General features: G+C 38.5%; 21 protein-coding genes. 14 read left to right on the top strand and 7 right to left on the bottom strand.

The genetic code is table 11. The features are described 5' to 3' along the window. Window positions 1-44 precede the first annotated feature (44 nt). The 7 genes from V6R96_RS11770 to V6R96_RS11740 form a co-directional block, all read right to left on the bottom strand. Window positions 45-638, bottom strand: a complete 594-nt coding sequence (locus V6R96_RS11770) for a hypothetical protein (RefSeq protein ID WP_111956518.1) — start codon at window positions 636-638, stop codon at window positions 45-47. A gap of 38 nt (window positions 639-676) precedes the next feature. Further along, window positions 677-1,321 carry an HD domain-containing protein gene (locus V6R96_RS11765; protein ID WP_336378853.1) on the bottom strand — a complete coding sequence of 215 codons (645 nt, stop codon included), beginning with the start codon at window positions 1,319-1,321 and terminating at the stop codon, window positions 677-679. Then, complete coding sequence (locus V6R96_RS11760; RefSeq protein ID WP_336378854.1) at window positions 1,318-2,163, bottom strand: alpha/beta fold hydrolase; 846 nt, start codon at window positions 2,161-2,163, stop codon at window positions 1,318-1,320. The genes V6R96_RS11765 and V6R96_RS11760 overlap by 4 nt, the downstream gene beginning before the upstream one ends. 90 nt (window positions 2,164-2,253) lie before the next feature. Further along, entirely contained in the window at window positions 2,254-3,144 is an 891-nt protein-coding gene (locus V6R96_RS11755) for a ribokinase (protein WP_111956512.1), read from the bottom strand. A 65-nt stretch (window positions 3,145-3,209) separates the two neighbouring features. Continuing rightward, window positions 3,210-3,845, bottom strand: coding sequence for a DUF4241 domain-containing protein (locus V6R96_RS11750; protein WP_111956510.1), 636 nt, complete (start codon window positions 3,843-3,845; stop codon window positions 3,210-3,212). A 10-nt stretch (window positions 3,846-3,855) separates the two neighbouring features. Continuing rightward, the gene (locus tag V6R96_RS11745; protein ID WP_336378855.1) at window positions 3,856-4,170 is read right to left on the bottom strand and encodes a hypothetical protein; all 315 of its coding nucleotides are present in this window, start codon (window positions 4,168-4,170) and stop codon (window positions 3,856-3,858) included. Then, a complete protein-coding gene (locus V6R96_RS11740; RefSeq protein ID WP_336378856.1) occupies window positions 4,170-6,785 on the bottom strand; it encodes a valine--tRNA ligase in 2,616 nt (871 codons plus the stop codon). The genes V6R96_RS11745 and V6R96_RS11740 overlap by 1 nt, the downstream gene beginning before the upstream one ends. Before the next feature lie 128 nt (window positions 6,786-6,913). Here V6R96_RS11740 and V6R96_RS11735 point away from each other — a divergent pair, with 128 nt between their 5' ends. The 14 genes from V6R96_RS11735 to V6R96_RS11670 all read left to right on the top strand — a co-directional run bounded on the left by V6R96_RS11735 (window position 6,914) and on the right by V6R96_RS11670 (window position 14,555). Continuing rightward, the gene (locus V6R96_RS11735; protein WP_336378857.1) at window positions 6,914-7,378 is read left to right on the top strand and encodes a DUF1573 domain-containing protein; all 465 of its coding nucleotides are present in this window, start codon (window positions 6,914-6,916) and stop codon (window positions 7,376-7,378) included. 157 nt (window positions 7,379-7,535) lie between these two features. Continuing rightward, the gene (locus tag V6R96_RS11730) at window positions 7,536-8,405 is read left to right on the top strand and encodes a polyphosphate kinase 2 family protein (RefSeq protein WP_223560043.1); all 870 of its coding nucleotides are present in this window, start codon (window positions 7,536-7,538) and stop codon (window positions 8,403-8,405) included. A 153-nt stretch (window positions 8,406-8,558) separates the two neighbouring features. Beyond that, a complete protein-coding gene (locus V6R96_RS11725) occupies window positions 8,559-8,936 on the top strand; it encodes a hypothetical protein (RefSeq protein WP_111956500.1) in 378 nt (125 codons plus the stop codon). A gap of 3 nt (window positions 8,937-8,939) precedes the next feature. Beyond that, a complete protein-coding gene (locus V6R96_RS11720; protein ID WP_111956498.1) occupies window positions 8,940-9,485 on the top strand; it encodes a hypothetical protein in 546 nt (181 codons plus the stop codon). Between the two features lie 11 nt (window positions 9,486-9,496). Further along, window positions 9,497-10,021: a hypothetical protein gene (locus V6R96_RS11715; RefSeq protein ID WP_111956496.1), complete on the top strand. Its 525-nt coding sequence runs from the start codon at window positions 9,497-9,499 to the stop codon at window positions 10,019-10,021. Between the two features lie 132 nt (window positions 10,022-10,153). Then, window positions 10,154-10,531: a hypothetical protein gene (locus tag V6R96_RS11710; RefSeq protein ID WP_336378858.1), complete on the top strand. Its 378-nt coding sequence runs from the start codon at window positions 10,154-10,156 to the stop codon at window positions 10,529-10,531. 2 nt (window positions 10,532-10,533) lie between these two features. Beyond that, complete coding sequence (locus V6R96_RS11705; RefSeq protein WP_336378859.1) at window positions 10,534-11,037, top strand: hypothetical protein; 504 nt, start codon at window positions 10,534-10,536, stop codon at window positions 11,035-11,037. A gap of 30 nt (window positions 11,038-11,067) precedes the next feature. After that, a complete protein-coding gene (locus tag V6R96_RS11700; RefSeq protein ID WP_111956490.1) occupies window positions 11,068-11,445 on the top strand; it encodes a hypothetical protein in 378 nt (125 codons plus the stop codon). A gap of 26 nt (window positions 11,446-11,471) precedes the next feature. Next, the gene (locus V6R96_RS11695; protein WP_111956488.1) at window positions 11,472-12,017 is read left to right on the top strand and encodes a hypothetical protein; all 546 of its coding nucleotides are present in this window, start codon (window positions 11,472-11,474) and stop codon (window positions 12,015-12,017) included. A 57-nt stretch (window positions 12,018-12,074) separates the two neighbouring features. Further along, window positions 12,075-12,446, top strand: coding sequence for a hypothetical protein (locus tag V6R96_RS11690; RefSeq protein WP_111956486.1), 372 nt, complete (start codon window positions 12,075-12,077; stop codon window positions 12,444-12,446). 11 nt (window positions 12,447-12,457) lie between these two features. Next, on the top strand, window positions 12,458-13,024 hold the full coding sequence (locus tag V6R96_RS11685) for a hypothetical protein (RefSeq protein ID WP_223560049.1): 567 nt from the start codon (window positions 12,458-12,460) through the stop codon (window positions 13,022-13,024). Window positions 13,025-13,036: 12 nt separating this feature from the next. Next, window positions 13,037-13,594 (top strand): hypothetical protein, encoded by a 558-nt coding sequence (locus tag V6R96_RS11680; RefSeq protein WP_336378860.1) that lies wholly within the window; start codon window positions 13,037-13,039, stop codon window positions 13,592-13,594. Window positions 13,595-13,626: 32 nt separating this feature from the next. Then, entirely contained in the window at window positions 13,627-14,004 is a 378-nt protein-coding gene (locus V6R96_RS11675; protein WP_336378861.1) for a hypothetical protein, read from the top strand. Further along, window positions 14,004-14,555, top strand: a complete 552-nt coding sequence (locus V6R96_RS11670) for a hypothetical protein (protein ID WP_336378862.1) — start codon at window positions 14,004-14,006, stop codon at window positions 14,553-14,555. The genes V6R96_RS11675 and V6R96_RS11670 overlap by 1 nt, the downstream gene beginning before the upstream one ends. Window position 14,556 lies beyond the last annotated feature (1 nt).

Below are 14,556 nucleotides of genomic sequence, written 5' to 3'. Positions count from 1 at the left end.
GCAATGAGTAATAAGGTTTAAAAAAACTGCTTATTGCTCATTACTCATTGCTTATTTTTTCTTAACAAAAGTACAAGGTTCAGGAAGAGGAGCAGGAGATCTAAGGATACCCAGATACCCAGCTTTGCATTTTCATAATTATAGGTCTCCACCTGTTTTTTTGCTGCTTCCGAAAGTTTTACACTCTGGTTGATATAGTTTTGGACTTCAACAATCTGGTCAATATTTTTGTTTGGAACAGCATGTTGGGAGAAATAGACCATATTCTTTTTTCCTAAATATCCTATGATCCAGTATTCGTCAGATTGGTCCATTTTAAGATATTCTATCCTATAATATTCCGGACGTATTTTCCCGATATGTTTAGGTTCCAGATTCTGGATTTTGGCAGTATCCACTTTGATCAGATAAAAATCCAGTGTCTGTGGAAGCTTATTGACCACCTGTAGTCCTACAGAATTATCTACAAAGCTTACCGCACTTTTTTTAATGAACCAATACGTAAACGTTGAGATTGAAAAAACCAGTGTAAGGATACGGAACAGCTTTGCCCATTTTGCCAGCCTTCCCGATTTTACTTTAAATAAAACCAAAGAAAGGACACAAGCCCAAAAGATAACAAAAATGATAAATACCATACTGCAAAGATACTGATTTAAGATTTTTCAGAGGAATGTTAATCTACATTCCATTCTTTGTAGAACTGATCCAGGAATCCCAGCATATAATCATGTCTTTGCTGAGCGATCTCCTTTCCTTTCTCAGTATTCATCAGGTCTTTTAAAAGCAGAAGCTTTTCATAGAAATGATTAATCGTTGTTCCGTTAGACTTTTTATATTCATCTTTAGACATATTCAGACTTGGCTGCACTTCAGGGTCATACATCGGATTATTTTTAAAGCCTCCAAAGTTGAACGTCCTTCCAATTCCAATAGCACCTATCGCATCTATACGGTCTGCATCCTGTACAATCTTAAGCTCAATTGGCAATTCAGCCGGAACTTCGCCCCTGTTTTTAAACGAGATATTTTTAATGATAAATAAAACTTTTTCTATCACTTCTTCAGAAACCTGTTGTTCTTCTAAAAATTCTCTTGCTATTTTTGGAGCAATGGTTTCGTCTCCGTTATAAAACTTTGGATCAGCAATATCATGCAGCAATGCGGAAAGCTCCACAACTTCCTGGTTACAGTCTTCTGATGCCGCTATTTTTTTCGACAGCTTCCATACTCTTTCAATGTGATACCAGTCGTGCCCGGCTTCGGCGCCTTCTAATTTTTCTTTTACAAATTCTACGGTGTTTTCGATCGTACTTTTCATTTATCTGCCAATTCGTTTAAAATAATATTCCAGAGTTTTTTGTTATAACTTCTAAAAAAATTGACGTGCCCGATTTCGTTTTTATCAGATTCTGAGGCTTTTATCAGCCTGTAAATAGGTCTAAGGTTAGGATATGTATTGTTCAAAAGGCTCAATACTCCTTTTTCAGTCAGCCATACATCGTCTTCTGCCCGGATCACAAACACTTTTTGCGTCAATGTTTTAGAATAGTCATCAATTTTCTCCAACAGCCTGTTGGTTGATTTCCTGTTTAAAATTAAGGTTCTCCAGTCATATGCACAATTTTTTGGCAGACTTTCTCCAAGTCCAAACCAGTTTGCCGGAAAATAGCCTAATAATCTGGTGGTTAGTGGCTGAACAATTCCAAAGCCAAGATAAGCTTCTATTTTTGTGCGAATCTTCAGGTTTCCTACAAATGCATTCTGAGTTCCCACAAAAATGAATTCATCAAACATCATGGAATCTTCATTCATACCAAGAATCAATGCCCCGACCGAGTGTCCAAGACAATACTTCTTATATTCCGGAAATTCTGCTTTAATATATTGAGTGATCGTTTTATAGTCTTCAGAACCCCAGATTCTCATGGAGGCTTTAAAACCTTTCATGTTTTCCGGTTTTGACAGTCCTATTCCTCTGTAATCATAAGCTATGACCGTAAATCCATGTTCTGAGAAGAAATGGGCAAATGAAAAGTACACCTGCTGCTTTACACCTGTTGCAGAGTTGATCAGAAGCAGCTTTCCGTTACTTTTTCCAGGCCTGAAAAGATGAGCTGCCAGAGATATATGGTCTTTTGTAATGAGTTCCAGTTTTTCCATATTATAAAAAGAAAAAATCCACTATAAAAGTGGAGATTTTACTTATATTTTTATGTTAAGTTTACAGCTTTCGATATGCGGCAAATAGCTTTAGGAAAGGAAATCCGACATTCTGGGAAGTCCGGTCTGTGAACCTTTCCCTCCGGAAACCCTCGAAGAAACTTCATTACCGAATTTCACACAATCTTCGATAGAATTTCCGTGGCATAGTGCTACAGCAAATCCTGAAGTAAAGGCATCTCCCATTCCCATTTTGTAAACCGTCTCGTCTTTATCATTCCTATAGTACTTCATTTCCGTTCCATCAAAATAAACCGTTGAATTGGTATCATCCCTTACGAAAACCTTATTGAAATATTTTTTAAGGATCTCTTCTCGCTTATCTTCACCGAAAACAGTATGCAGTTCACTACTTTTTGTCACAATAAAATCTACATTTTCTATAATTCCTTCACTGATTCTCATCGCCGGCGAAGCATAAAGGCCTACTTTTTTTCCGTATTTTTTAGCTTTTCGGATTGCATATTCTACTACCTCCATCGCCACTTCAAGCTGAACGAGAACAAGATCCACACTGTTAAAATAACGGTCCGCATCTTCCACATGCTGAATGCTGAGGTGTTTATTAGCAGCAGGAACTACTACGATGGCTGCATTTCCATGGCTGGTAGTTACATATGCTGTTCCCGTAGATTCCATATCGGTTTCATGGACAAAGCCTACATTTACACCTTCACCTACAAGATTTCTCATGATCTGCTGGCCAAGAGGATCCATCCCCACACATCCTATAAAATAGACACTGGCTCCCAGCCTTGCAGTTCCCACCGCCTGATTGGCCCCTTTTCCTCCAAAATAACTATCTGATTTGACAGCTAGAACCGTCTCATTGGATTGAGGAATTTTTTCGGTTTCTAAAACGAGATCAATTGATGAACTGCCTACTACAATAATTTTGGGTTGTTCTGATGAGAATTTCATTGGTGTTTTTATCTGAGTTTAATATAATGTTTTCAGAGAACTAGGTTCAAAAATAACTAATTTAATTAACTTATTTCAATAAATTCGGTAATTATCTTCACAGGTTTGTGATCCTGGTCGTATGCAATATAGCTGGCATAAAACCCTTCACCATATCCTGTTTCAAAGGCAAAGATTGTTCCGGGATGCTCCTCAGCAGGTTTCAGAAATGCATACTGGTCTATAGCTCCTTTCTCATCAAAGAAATAATCATGGAAAAATTCTTCATAGATTCCCATGAAATCTGCCCCTTTGTTGTGATACAACTTTTTTTCAAGCTCGTTAAGGCTATGCTGGGTATCTACATCCATCAGACATCCCATTCCACTTTCTACAGGATATCCGAAAACTTCCTCTTCAGCAAGATCTTTAATATCCTGGCCTTCAGTAACAGCCATTTTCCAGTCTGTAATTTCTGTATTGCTGAAAATAACTTCTGCATACGCAACACAGTTGCTTTCTCTTTCTTTATGTAGTAAAACAGAGAAATTACCTTTTGGAAATTCTGTTGTGAAAGGCAACATGTCATTCGTGATCAAAGGATCACAGGCAACGAGCTTTCCACTGGAAAGATAGAGTTTCCCAACTTCAAAGCTTTCCAGTAAAGGACTTTCCACGAAGTTTCTTGAGAATAGTTTTTTTATGTTGTCTATGTGTGTCATTTATTCTTTATTAATCTGCACCAGTCAATGTGATTTGTACATTTTCACTCCCTACATTGAGACAAAATAAAATATCATTCATTTCATCTTCCGGGCTTTCAATTATTAAAAGCTGATAAATTTTAGGGTCATTAGCCATTTCAATATCTTCTGTAGAAGAAATTTTTGCAGAAACTGCCAGGCTTGAATTTAAAACAATATTGACATAACTGTTTTCTATCAAATTTCCGTCCAACAGTTCTCCAATCAGGTAAAACTCTTTTTTTCTTCTGATGGTAAAACTGCTAATGACCCTAAAAGTCCCAACTTTATCTTTAAAGTTCATTACAAACTTTTCAGTTTCTCTTCCAGAATTGCAATTTTATCCTGAGCATCTTTTTGTTTCTGGCGCTCTACTTCTACAACTTCAGGTTTAGCGTTAGCTACAAACTTTTCATTGGAAAGCTTCTTGTCTACAGAGATTAGAAATCCTTTCAAATAAGCCAATTCTTCTTCTGTTTTCTTTTTCTCTTCACCCAAATCTAAATTTTCGCTCAGAGGAATAGAAATTTCTGTTGCACTAACAAGGAATGTAAAGCTAGGCTTATCTGTCTTTGCTCCGAAATGAATTTCAGTAACATTAGCCAGCTTTCTGATCACCGCTTCATTTTCAAAGTTTGAGGCACTTGTATAAACCTCAACAGCTTCTTTAGGCGAAATTCCTTTGGTCTGACGGTAATTTCTGATTCCGGAAATGATTTCTTCAGCAGTTTCAAAGTTTTTGATTATCTCTTCATTAAATACTGCAGCTTTCTTCTGCTGAGCAACAATTAAAGCTTCTTCAATACTTCTTTCCGAGATAAGCTGCCAGATTTCTTCAGACTGGAACGGCATAAACGGATGAACAAGTTTCATCAACTCTTCAAAGAAGGCTATTGTTGTCTTATACACTTCTTCAGAAACTCCTTCCCCATAGTTTGGTTTCACTGCTTCGAGGTACCATCCGCAGAAATCATCCCAAATTAGTTTATAAATCAGGTGCAGAGCATCAGAAATTCTGAATTTCTCAAACTGCTGCTCAATCTCCCCGATTGTTTTATTTAATTTATGTTCAAACCATTCGATTGCATTTTTATCTGAATCGTTCAATGGTTTATTTTCTCTGCTCCATCCTTGGGTTAAACGGAATGCACTCCAGATTTTCGTCATAAAGTTTCTTCCCTGAAGCATCAGATCTTCGTCAAAGAGAAGGTCATTTCCTGCTGCAGAACTCAATAAGATTCCTACACGAACTCCATCTGCACCATATTTATCCATCAATTCAAGCGGATCCGGAGAGTTTCCTAAAGATTTTGACATCTTTCTCCTCTGCTTATCTCTTACAATTCCTGTAAAATAAACATTTTTGAACGGAACTTCTTTTCTGTATTCCAATCCGGCCATGATCATTCTGGCTACCCAGAAGAAAATAATATCGGGACCTGTAACCAGGTCAGAGGTTGGATAATAATAGTTGATATCTTTATTTTCAGGATCCAGAAGACCGTCAAATACAGACATTGGCCATAACCATGATGAGAACCAGGTATCAAGAGCATCTTCGTCCTGTTTCAGACCTTCAAGAGTTAATTCCTGATTTCCTGTTTTTTGTTTTGCCAATTCTAAAGCTTCTTCTTTAGTCTCTGCAACTACAAAATCATTTTCTCCATCTCCGTAGTAGAATGCCGGAATCTGCTGTCCCCACCAAAGCTGACGGGAGATATTCCAGTCACGGATGTTTTCCATCCAGTGCTTGTAGGTATTCTTGAATTTTTCCGGATAGAATTTTACTTCATCGTCCATTACTACATCCAATGCAGGCTTAGCAATTTCAGACATTTTTAAGAACCACTGAACTGAAACTTTAGGCTCAATAACTGCACCTGTTCTTTCTGAAGTTCCTACTTTATTTACATAATCTTCTGCTTTCAGTAAAAGATCTTTTTCCTGTAATTCTTTTGCGATCTGCTTTCTTACATCAAATCTGTTTTTACCTGCATAGTGTAAACCGTGCTCGTTAAGATTTCCGTCATCATCCAAAGCATCAATCATTTTTAACTGATGCTTCTGCCCTATCTCGTAGTCGTTGGTATCATGGGCAGGCGTAATTTTCAACGCTCCGGTTCCGAATTCAATGTCTACATATTCGTCTTCAATAATAGGAATTATTCTGTCAACAATCGGTACGATTACATTTTTACCTTTCAGATGAGCATATCTTTCATCATTAGGATTGATACATATGGCAGTATCCCCGAAAATAGTCTCGGGACGTGTTGTAGCTACGGAAAGAAATTCTTCTGACCCTTCAATTTTATATTTAAGGAAATATAGTTTTCCGTTCTGTTCTTTAAATATTACTTCTTCATCAGAAATATTGGTCTTTGCTTCCGGATCCCAGTTAACCATTCTGTAACCTCTGTAGATTAATCCTTTATTGTATAGATCTACAAAGCTTTTGATCACCTGTTGAGAAAGTTTTTCTTCCATGGTGAAACGGGTTCTGTCCCAGTCGCATGAACATCCCAGCTTTTTCAGCTGTTCAAGAATAGTTCCTCCATATTTATCGGTCCATTCCCAGGCATGCTTTAAGAATTCTTCACGGGTAATATCTGATTTATTGATCCCTTCAGACTTCAGTTTAGCAACAACTTTGGCTTCAGTGGCAATTGAAGCGTGATCTGTGCCCGGAATCCAGCAGGCATTAAAGCCCTGCATTCTTGCACGGCGGACGAGAACATCTTGAATGGTATTGTTCAGCATATGTCCCATGTGTAATATCCCCGTTACGTTTGGCGGAGGAATTACCACAGTATATGGTGGTTTCTCATTGGGTTCCGAATGGAAAAATTTGTTTTCCATCCAGAAGTTGTACCATTTCTGTTCAGTTTCCTGTGGATTGTACTTTTCTGAAATCTGCATAAAATTCTATTTCTTTTGCTTACAATTTGCAAAAATAGTCTAAAGAAAAAAAATTTTAAGTATGAATTAAAATAATTTTTAACTTTGTTTCTTGAAATTTATCTAACAACATATTAACATTCAAGAATATGAAAAAATTAATTGCAGGAATTGCATTATTCGGAACATTTGCATTGGTATCTGCACAAACAATTACGTTTGACAAAACTACTTTTGACTATGGTACTATTAAGCCAAGTGCTGACGGTACAAGATTCTTTACAGTAACAAACACTGGTGACAAGCCTTTGATCCTTTCTAATGTAAAACCTTCTTGTGGATGTACTACACCTGAGTTCAGCCAGGATCCTATTATGCCAGGAAAATCTGCTAAGATTAAAGTGGGATATAACACTACTCTTAACGGACCTTTCAATAAAATGATCGAAGTTTTCTCTAATGACCCTGCTAACAGCAGAAGCGTAATCTACATCAAAGGTAATGTAGACGCTAATGCTCCTGAACCAAAGCCTTTAACAGCTGAAGAGCAGAAAGCAGCAGCAAAAGCTGAAAAGAAAGCAGCTAAACTTGCTAAAAAAGCAGCAGCAAAGTAATCTCTACTAAAAAAATAAAAAAACCGTCTTCATATGAAGACGGTTTTTTTATTACATTTAAGTAGGATTTAGAAGTTAAATTTGAATATTAGTTAATAATACCTTTTAATTCTTAATCTTTAAATCTTCAATTTTTCAATCTTTAAATATTAAAAATATGGATACCAATTTTTCAGATGATTTCCTGATAAAGGGAAAAATTTCGATAAAAAAAATTTCAACAGAGTATAAAGGAAAGCTCACAAAAGAAGAAGGTGAGCAGTTGTTAATCGCTGAAAAAGAAAAACTGCGGGAACTGCAGGAAAAGCTTTATGCTGATGGCAGCAAATCCCTGCTTGTGGTTCTTCAGGCAATGGATGCAGCGGGAAAAGACAGTTTGATAGAGCATGTTTTCGGAGGTGTAAATCCACAGGGATGCAATGTTACCAGCTTTAAGGCTCCAAGTTCAAAGGAATATTCCCACGATTTTCTGTGGAGACATTATCTGGCGCTCCCACAGAAAGGAATGATTGGTATTTTTAACAGATCACATTATGAGAGTGTTCTGGTATGTAAGGTTCATCCTGAATATAACCTCAGCGAGAAAACATGGTCTTCTGTAAAGGATTTTGATGCAAAATTCTGGGAAAACAGATATGAAAGTATCCGAAATTTTGAGCAGCACCTGGCACAGAATGGAACTACTATTGTGAAAATATTTTTAAATGTTTCTAAGGACGAGCAAAAGAAGAGGCTTCTGGACAGAATTGATGAACAGGAAAAAAACTGGAAATTTTCTGCCGCAGATCTTCCTGAAAGAGCGCTTTTCCCAAAGTATATGGAAGTTTATGAAACCGCTATCAACGAAACTTCAAAGGATCACGCCCCATGGTATATACTTCCCGCAGATAATAAATGGTTTGCAAGAGTAGCTGCTATACAGATTATTATTGATACTCTGGAGAAGATGGACCTGAAGTATCCTCAACTTGGAGAAAAGGAAAAAACAGAGCTTGCCGAAGCAAAAAAAACCCTTGAAGGTGAATAATACATAAGTGTAAATTATTACGTCGTAGCTAAATAAGATAAAATAAATTTAACATAGAAGACACTAAAAAGTGAATAATATGTTGTTCATATTAGTTTTTTTTATAAATTTATCAAAAATTAATTTTTAACCCCCAATCATTAAACTTTAGCTATGAAAAAACATTTATTATTATCAGCAATTGCTGTAATAAGTATTATCTCCTGTAATAGTGAAGGAGCAGCTGTCAATACTGTACAAAGTATGAAGACTCCTCAAATGGAAAACTTCGACAAAGCTTTCAAAAGTCTTGGTGATCCTCAGAACAGACCTACCGAAGAAGAAAAGAAAAGGAACACTTCCGAACTGAGTGACAGAAGAAAAGCACTTCTTGTACCGGCTTCCAAAGAACTTATTATTTCCTCAGGCGTAACAGAAGCCGAATTAATGAGAAAGACAGGAGGCGATATGAGCCAGATTATTGTATGGGCCACCAACATCTACATGCAGAAAAGTGATGAGATCCGTAAAAACTTAAAATCTGAGAAATAGATCATGAAGAAGCTGCTACTCCTGCTGGGGATCTGTTTTGTTTCCTCAGCATACGCCCAGGGAGGAACTCTGATCATTCAGAATCTGACTTCCAATTATGATTTCCATGGAACTATTTATGCCAATAACAACGTAGGAGGAGGATGTTATCCGTTAGTTATCTCCAAAGATCCTGACCCCATAATCATACCGCCAGGCACTATTGTAAAATATGAGAATTACAGAGATCAATATTCTTTTTCCGGTTACCCGATTTCTACCTGGGATGTTATTTTGGGAGCAGGATCCCCTGCCTCACCAAGACCCTGGAATCATGGAAGCCTAGTTCCGGGCGGCGTTATTTCCAATAACACAAAATGGTCTATGTCTAAATTCCAGATGTATCATGCCGGAACTTCAGTACCCGAGACTTACTTCAATGGGGATATCGGAGGAACTGCCGCTCCGTGTAATACTGCCCCTGACACTGTTACAACATCGTGGGGAAGCGCCAAATGGTTTACCATCACTTCCGGAACAGATGTTTACACTTACCTGATCATCCAATAAACCTTATTACTATGAAAAAGATATCATTACTTTTATCAGCTTTGGCAGGAGTTCTTTCTTTTGCCCAGACTTCTCCCCTGATTATACAAAACTATAGTGCATATGATGCCGTAGGCCGACTCCGTACCGGTACACCGGGAGTGCCCGGTCCTTATATGTTTGCAGCTCCTAATGCTCCTTACGGTACCTACACTGTTCCTGCCGGAGTCACTACACAATATAATACATTCAGTACATCAGGTACAGCTTCTCTTCCTATTACAACATGGTATGTCACAGATCCTGTCAACCCTGCAAATAGCGGAACATACCCATACAACCATCCTTTTATTGCAACGGTAATGAACCCTTCCAATATATGGGGTGGATTCCATTTCTGGCTGACAGATCCATCATTAGGAACTGATATGTATCAGCTTGGGAATCCTGTGGTATATTCAGGATTCACAGCTTCAGGAACAGGAGCTTTTTCGAGCGCAGACTGGTTTACAATAACCACGCCTAGCGGCCCGACCACTTACCTGCAGATATTCTAGATAAACGGCAGCTGTTCTGCAGCTGCCTATTTTATTGAACATTCCTTACGGAAAGCAACAGTTTTGCTCTCCGAGGGATATTATATGCCCCAATTTCACTAATCATTTACCTTATATTAATACAACTTAATTATGAAAAAAATCTTTTTATCGGCTTTACTGGCCGTTTTAACATTAGCAGCATGCAGCAATGAAAATACTGTTGCAAATACTGTGGAAAGCATGAAAACGCTACAGATGGAAAACTTTGACAAAGCTTTTAAAAGCCTTGGTGATCCGCAGAATAGACCTACGGAAGAGGAAAGAAAAAGAAATACGTCCGAGCTGAGTAACCGGAGGAAAGCTCTTCTGGTTCCGGCATCTAAAGAGCTAATTCTATCCACAGGCATTACAGAAGCTGAACTGACAAGAAAAACCGGCGGTGATATGAGCCAAATTATTGTTTGGGCTACGCAGATCTATATGCAGAAAAGTGACGATATCAGAAAAAATTTAAAATCAGAGAAATAATTATGAAAAAGTATTTAGCTATTCTAGGATTGGTATCCTTATCTTTTGCCTATGCACAGGGTGGGCCTCTTGTTATCAACAATTATACATCGTATGATTTCCATACAAGAGTTACTGCGGCCAATCTGTTTACACCGGGATGTTATTTTTATGTCGCTTTAGACAATCCTGAGCTTGTAATTTCCGGTGGTAATTCTGTCAGTTACAACAGCTACAATATTCCGGGGACAACCTGGAAAGTATCTACATCATCTTCGCCTGCGACCCTGAGATTGGGGAGTAATCCAAGTCTTGCCCTGGGAGGAACAATCTCCAACAATACGAAATGGGTGGTCTCTCAATTTCAGCTTTATCAGTCAGGAACATCTTTATCGGTAGGAGCTGTGGGAGATACTACTTATACATGCAATCCTGTTCCCAATATTTTCAACACTCCTCAGGCAATGGTAGAATGGTTTACGATTACTTCCGGTACTACCACATCTACATATGTCCAGATATATTAATCAGTTTATCCAATTAAATCCCAATTCTTTATGAGAAAACATTTTTTACTGGCAGCTTTTGCCTTATTAATCTTAACCTCATGCAGCAATGAAAGTTCTGCTGTAAGTACGGTGGAAAGCATGAAAACCCCGCAGATGGAAAACTTCGATAAAGCTTTCAAAAGCTTGGGAGATCCACAGAACAGACCTACGGAGGAGGAAAGAAAAAGAAATACATCTGAGCTGAGTGACCGGAGGAAAGCTCTTCTGGTTCCGGCATCTAAAGAGCTAATTCTATCCACAGGCGTAACAGAATCTGAACTGACAAGAAAAACCGGTGACGATATGAGCCAGATTATTGTCTGGGCTACGCAGATCTATATGCAGAAAAGCGATGAGATCAGAAAAAATATTAAATCCGATAAATAAACACTAACCATTCAATTTATTAAAGTATGAAAAAATTAACTGTTATTCTAGGAATGCTAGCAGGAATAAGTATTTCTGCACAATCTTCCTCAATAGTAATCCATAATTACAGCGCTTATGATGCTGAAGGCAGGTTTATGACAGTAGGATCAGCCGGCACAGGATCGTCTCAGCCCTATATGTATGCCCTTCCGAATCCTCCTTACTCAGTATATACTATTCCTGCAGGAGGTCACACGAAATATGACAAATTCGATAATACAGGCAGCCCGAATCCCATTCCCATTCCCGGATGGTACTATATCGATCCTTTAAACAGTTCCAACACCGGCAATTATCCGTACAATCATCCTATAATCACAGCGGTTACTCCTGTTGATGAGTGGATGGGCTTTGCTTTCAGGCTCACAGATACCACGGGATATACATATGATACTTTTGAGGTAGGGGATCCGATTCTTTCCAACGGTTTCTTAAGCTCAACCCAGACCGGGCCCAATACCACTGTTTCTGCAGACTGGTTTACCATCACAACAACGGGCGGACAGGTTACCTATTTCCAAATCTATTAATTCCCGTTACACAACCAGAAGTTTAACGTAATTAAAAAAACAAATATTTAAATACTTATGAAAAAACTACTTATATCATCAGTCTTTGCCCTATTAACTCTGGCATCATGCAATAATGAAAGCGCTGTCGTCAATACGGTGGAAACTATGAAAACCCCACAGATGGAAAACTTTGACAAAGCTTTTAAAAGCCTTGGTGATCCACAGAACAGACCTACGGAAGAGGAAAGAAAAAGAAATACGTCTGAGCTGAGTGACAGAAGAAAGGCTCTTCTAGTTCCGGCTTCCAAAGAGTTAATTCTGTCCACAGGCATTACGGAAGCCGAATTAATGAGAAAAACAGGCGGCGACATGAGCCAGATCATTGTATGGGCTACCCAGATCTATATGCAGAAGAGCGACGAGATCCGTAAAAACATCAAATCTTAAAAATAATTATCATGAAAAAAGTATTAACATTACTGGGATTAGCAGCCTTTTCTTTCGGTTACTCACAAGGAGGAACGCTTATTCTGAACAACTATTCACAATATGATTTCAAAGGATTCATAGTGGCTAATAATTTTGCCGGAGGGTGCTATCCTTACATTAGCTCCAACAATCCGGATATGGTAACGGTTCCCGCCAATTCTCATATTGGCAATGGTCAGGAGCTGAGATATACCAACTACAGAGATCAATTCAATTCTTCCTTATACCCGATGACGGAATGGCACGTCAGCACATCATCTGCGCCCGGCATACCAAGGTTATGGAACCATCCAGCCGTAATGCCCGGCGGGGTTCTTTCAAACAATACAAAATGGGCCACCACCAAATTTGTAATGTATTATCCGGGAACAACAACCCTTGCTCCGGATAATTTTAACGGTGCTATCACTCTTGCCGGCAACTCCAACTGCTACAGTGCCTCTGACAATATGACGACTTCAACAGGAAACAATAGTGCAGAAATATTCACCATAGCAAGTGGTGGAATCACCTATACTTATATCCAAATCTATTAATTTGAATTCCTTATGAAAAAAATATTCACCATTCTTTCCTTAGCATTGTTCTCAGCTGCATATTCCCAAAGCAGTATGATGATTGTTAATAATTATTCTACCACCTACGATTTTCAGGGAAATATCAGTGCTCACAATTTTTCAGGAGGATGCTATCCCTATGTAACATCCAGCACACCTGCGGCGATTACTGTTCCTGCCAATTCGCATACAGGTAATGGTCAGGAACTTGCCTATAAAAATTTCAAAGACCAGTTTACCGGCTCATTGTATCCTACTACAAACTGGACAGTACAGCTGAACCCTACTACATCCCAGATACGTGCCTGGAACCATCTAAGTATAGCACCCGGAGGAGTTATTGCTTCGAATGTGAAATGGGCTTCTTCACAGTTTCAGATGTATTTTGCAGGAACTTCCACACCGGAACCATCTTTCAGTGGGCTGATCGGAGAATCTCCCGATCCGTGTACAGGTGCCACAGGGTATATATCAACGCCTTATGGGGATGCAGAGTGGTTCAATATTACAACAGGGAATGTAGATTATTCTTATTTGCAAATTTATTAGTCAAAAAAATCAAACCTAAATTCTAATTAATTATGAAAAAACTTTTTTTATCGGCAGCTTTTGCCGCTTTAACTCTGGTTTCATGTAACAATGAAGGAAATGCTGTCAATACAGTGGAAAGTATGAAGACTCCACAGATGGAAAACTTCGATAAAGCTTTCAAAAGTCTTGGTGATCCGCAAAACAGACCTACGGAAGAGGAAAGAAAAAGAAATACTTCCGAACTGAGCGACAGAAGAAAAGCTCTTCTCGTTCCGGCTTCCAAAGAATTAATTTTATCCACAGGAGTTACCGAGACCGAATTAATGAGAAAAACCGGTGGCGACATGAGCCAGATTATTGTATGGGCTACGCAGATCTATATGCAGAAAAGTGACGAGATCCGTAAAAACATCAAATCTGATAAATAATGAAAAAGATCTTGTCAATATTAGGTATTGCAGCCTCCATAGCTGCATATGCGCAAGGAACCCTTATTATCAATAATTATACAATTTATGATTACAGGGGAGATGTAATTGCACACAATATGTTTGCCCCATGCTATCCGAGAGTGGTCAACAATGTTCCTATCATAGTGCCCGCCAATTCCAATACAGGAACAGGAACCCAGCTCCAATATGATAACTTCAGGGATCAGTATACTTCTTCTTTGTATCCGATGGCTGAATGGAGTGTAGGAACTTCTCCCAATTCCACGAATGTAAGACCGTGGGACCATTTTAGCCTGGCTCCGGGAGGAACATTTTCAAACAATACGAGATGGGGTATAACTAAATTCGGGATGGTATATGCAGGAACCAATAATAATGTTGTTGGTTTTAGTGCCGATATAGCTATAGCAGGAAACCCATGTTATACTTATCCTGATTATTTTACGACCCCAAACGGACTTAACAGCGGGGAAATGTTTATCATTACCAGCGGAAGTAATGTGACCACATATATCCAGCTTTATTAAT

The sequence above is a fragment of the Chryseobacterium sp. CCNWLW53 genome, from assembly GCF_037083525.1.
Lineage (GTDB): Bacteria > Bacteroidota > Bacteroidia > Flavobacteriales > Weeksellaceae > Chryseobacterium > Chryseobacterium lathyri.
This window is presented reverse-complemented; position numbering and strand designations above follow the sequence as displayed.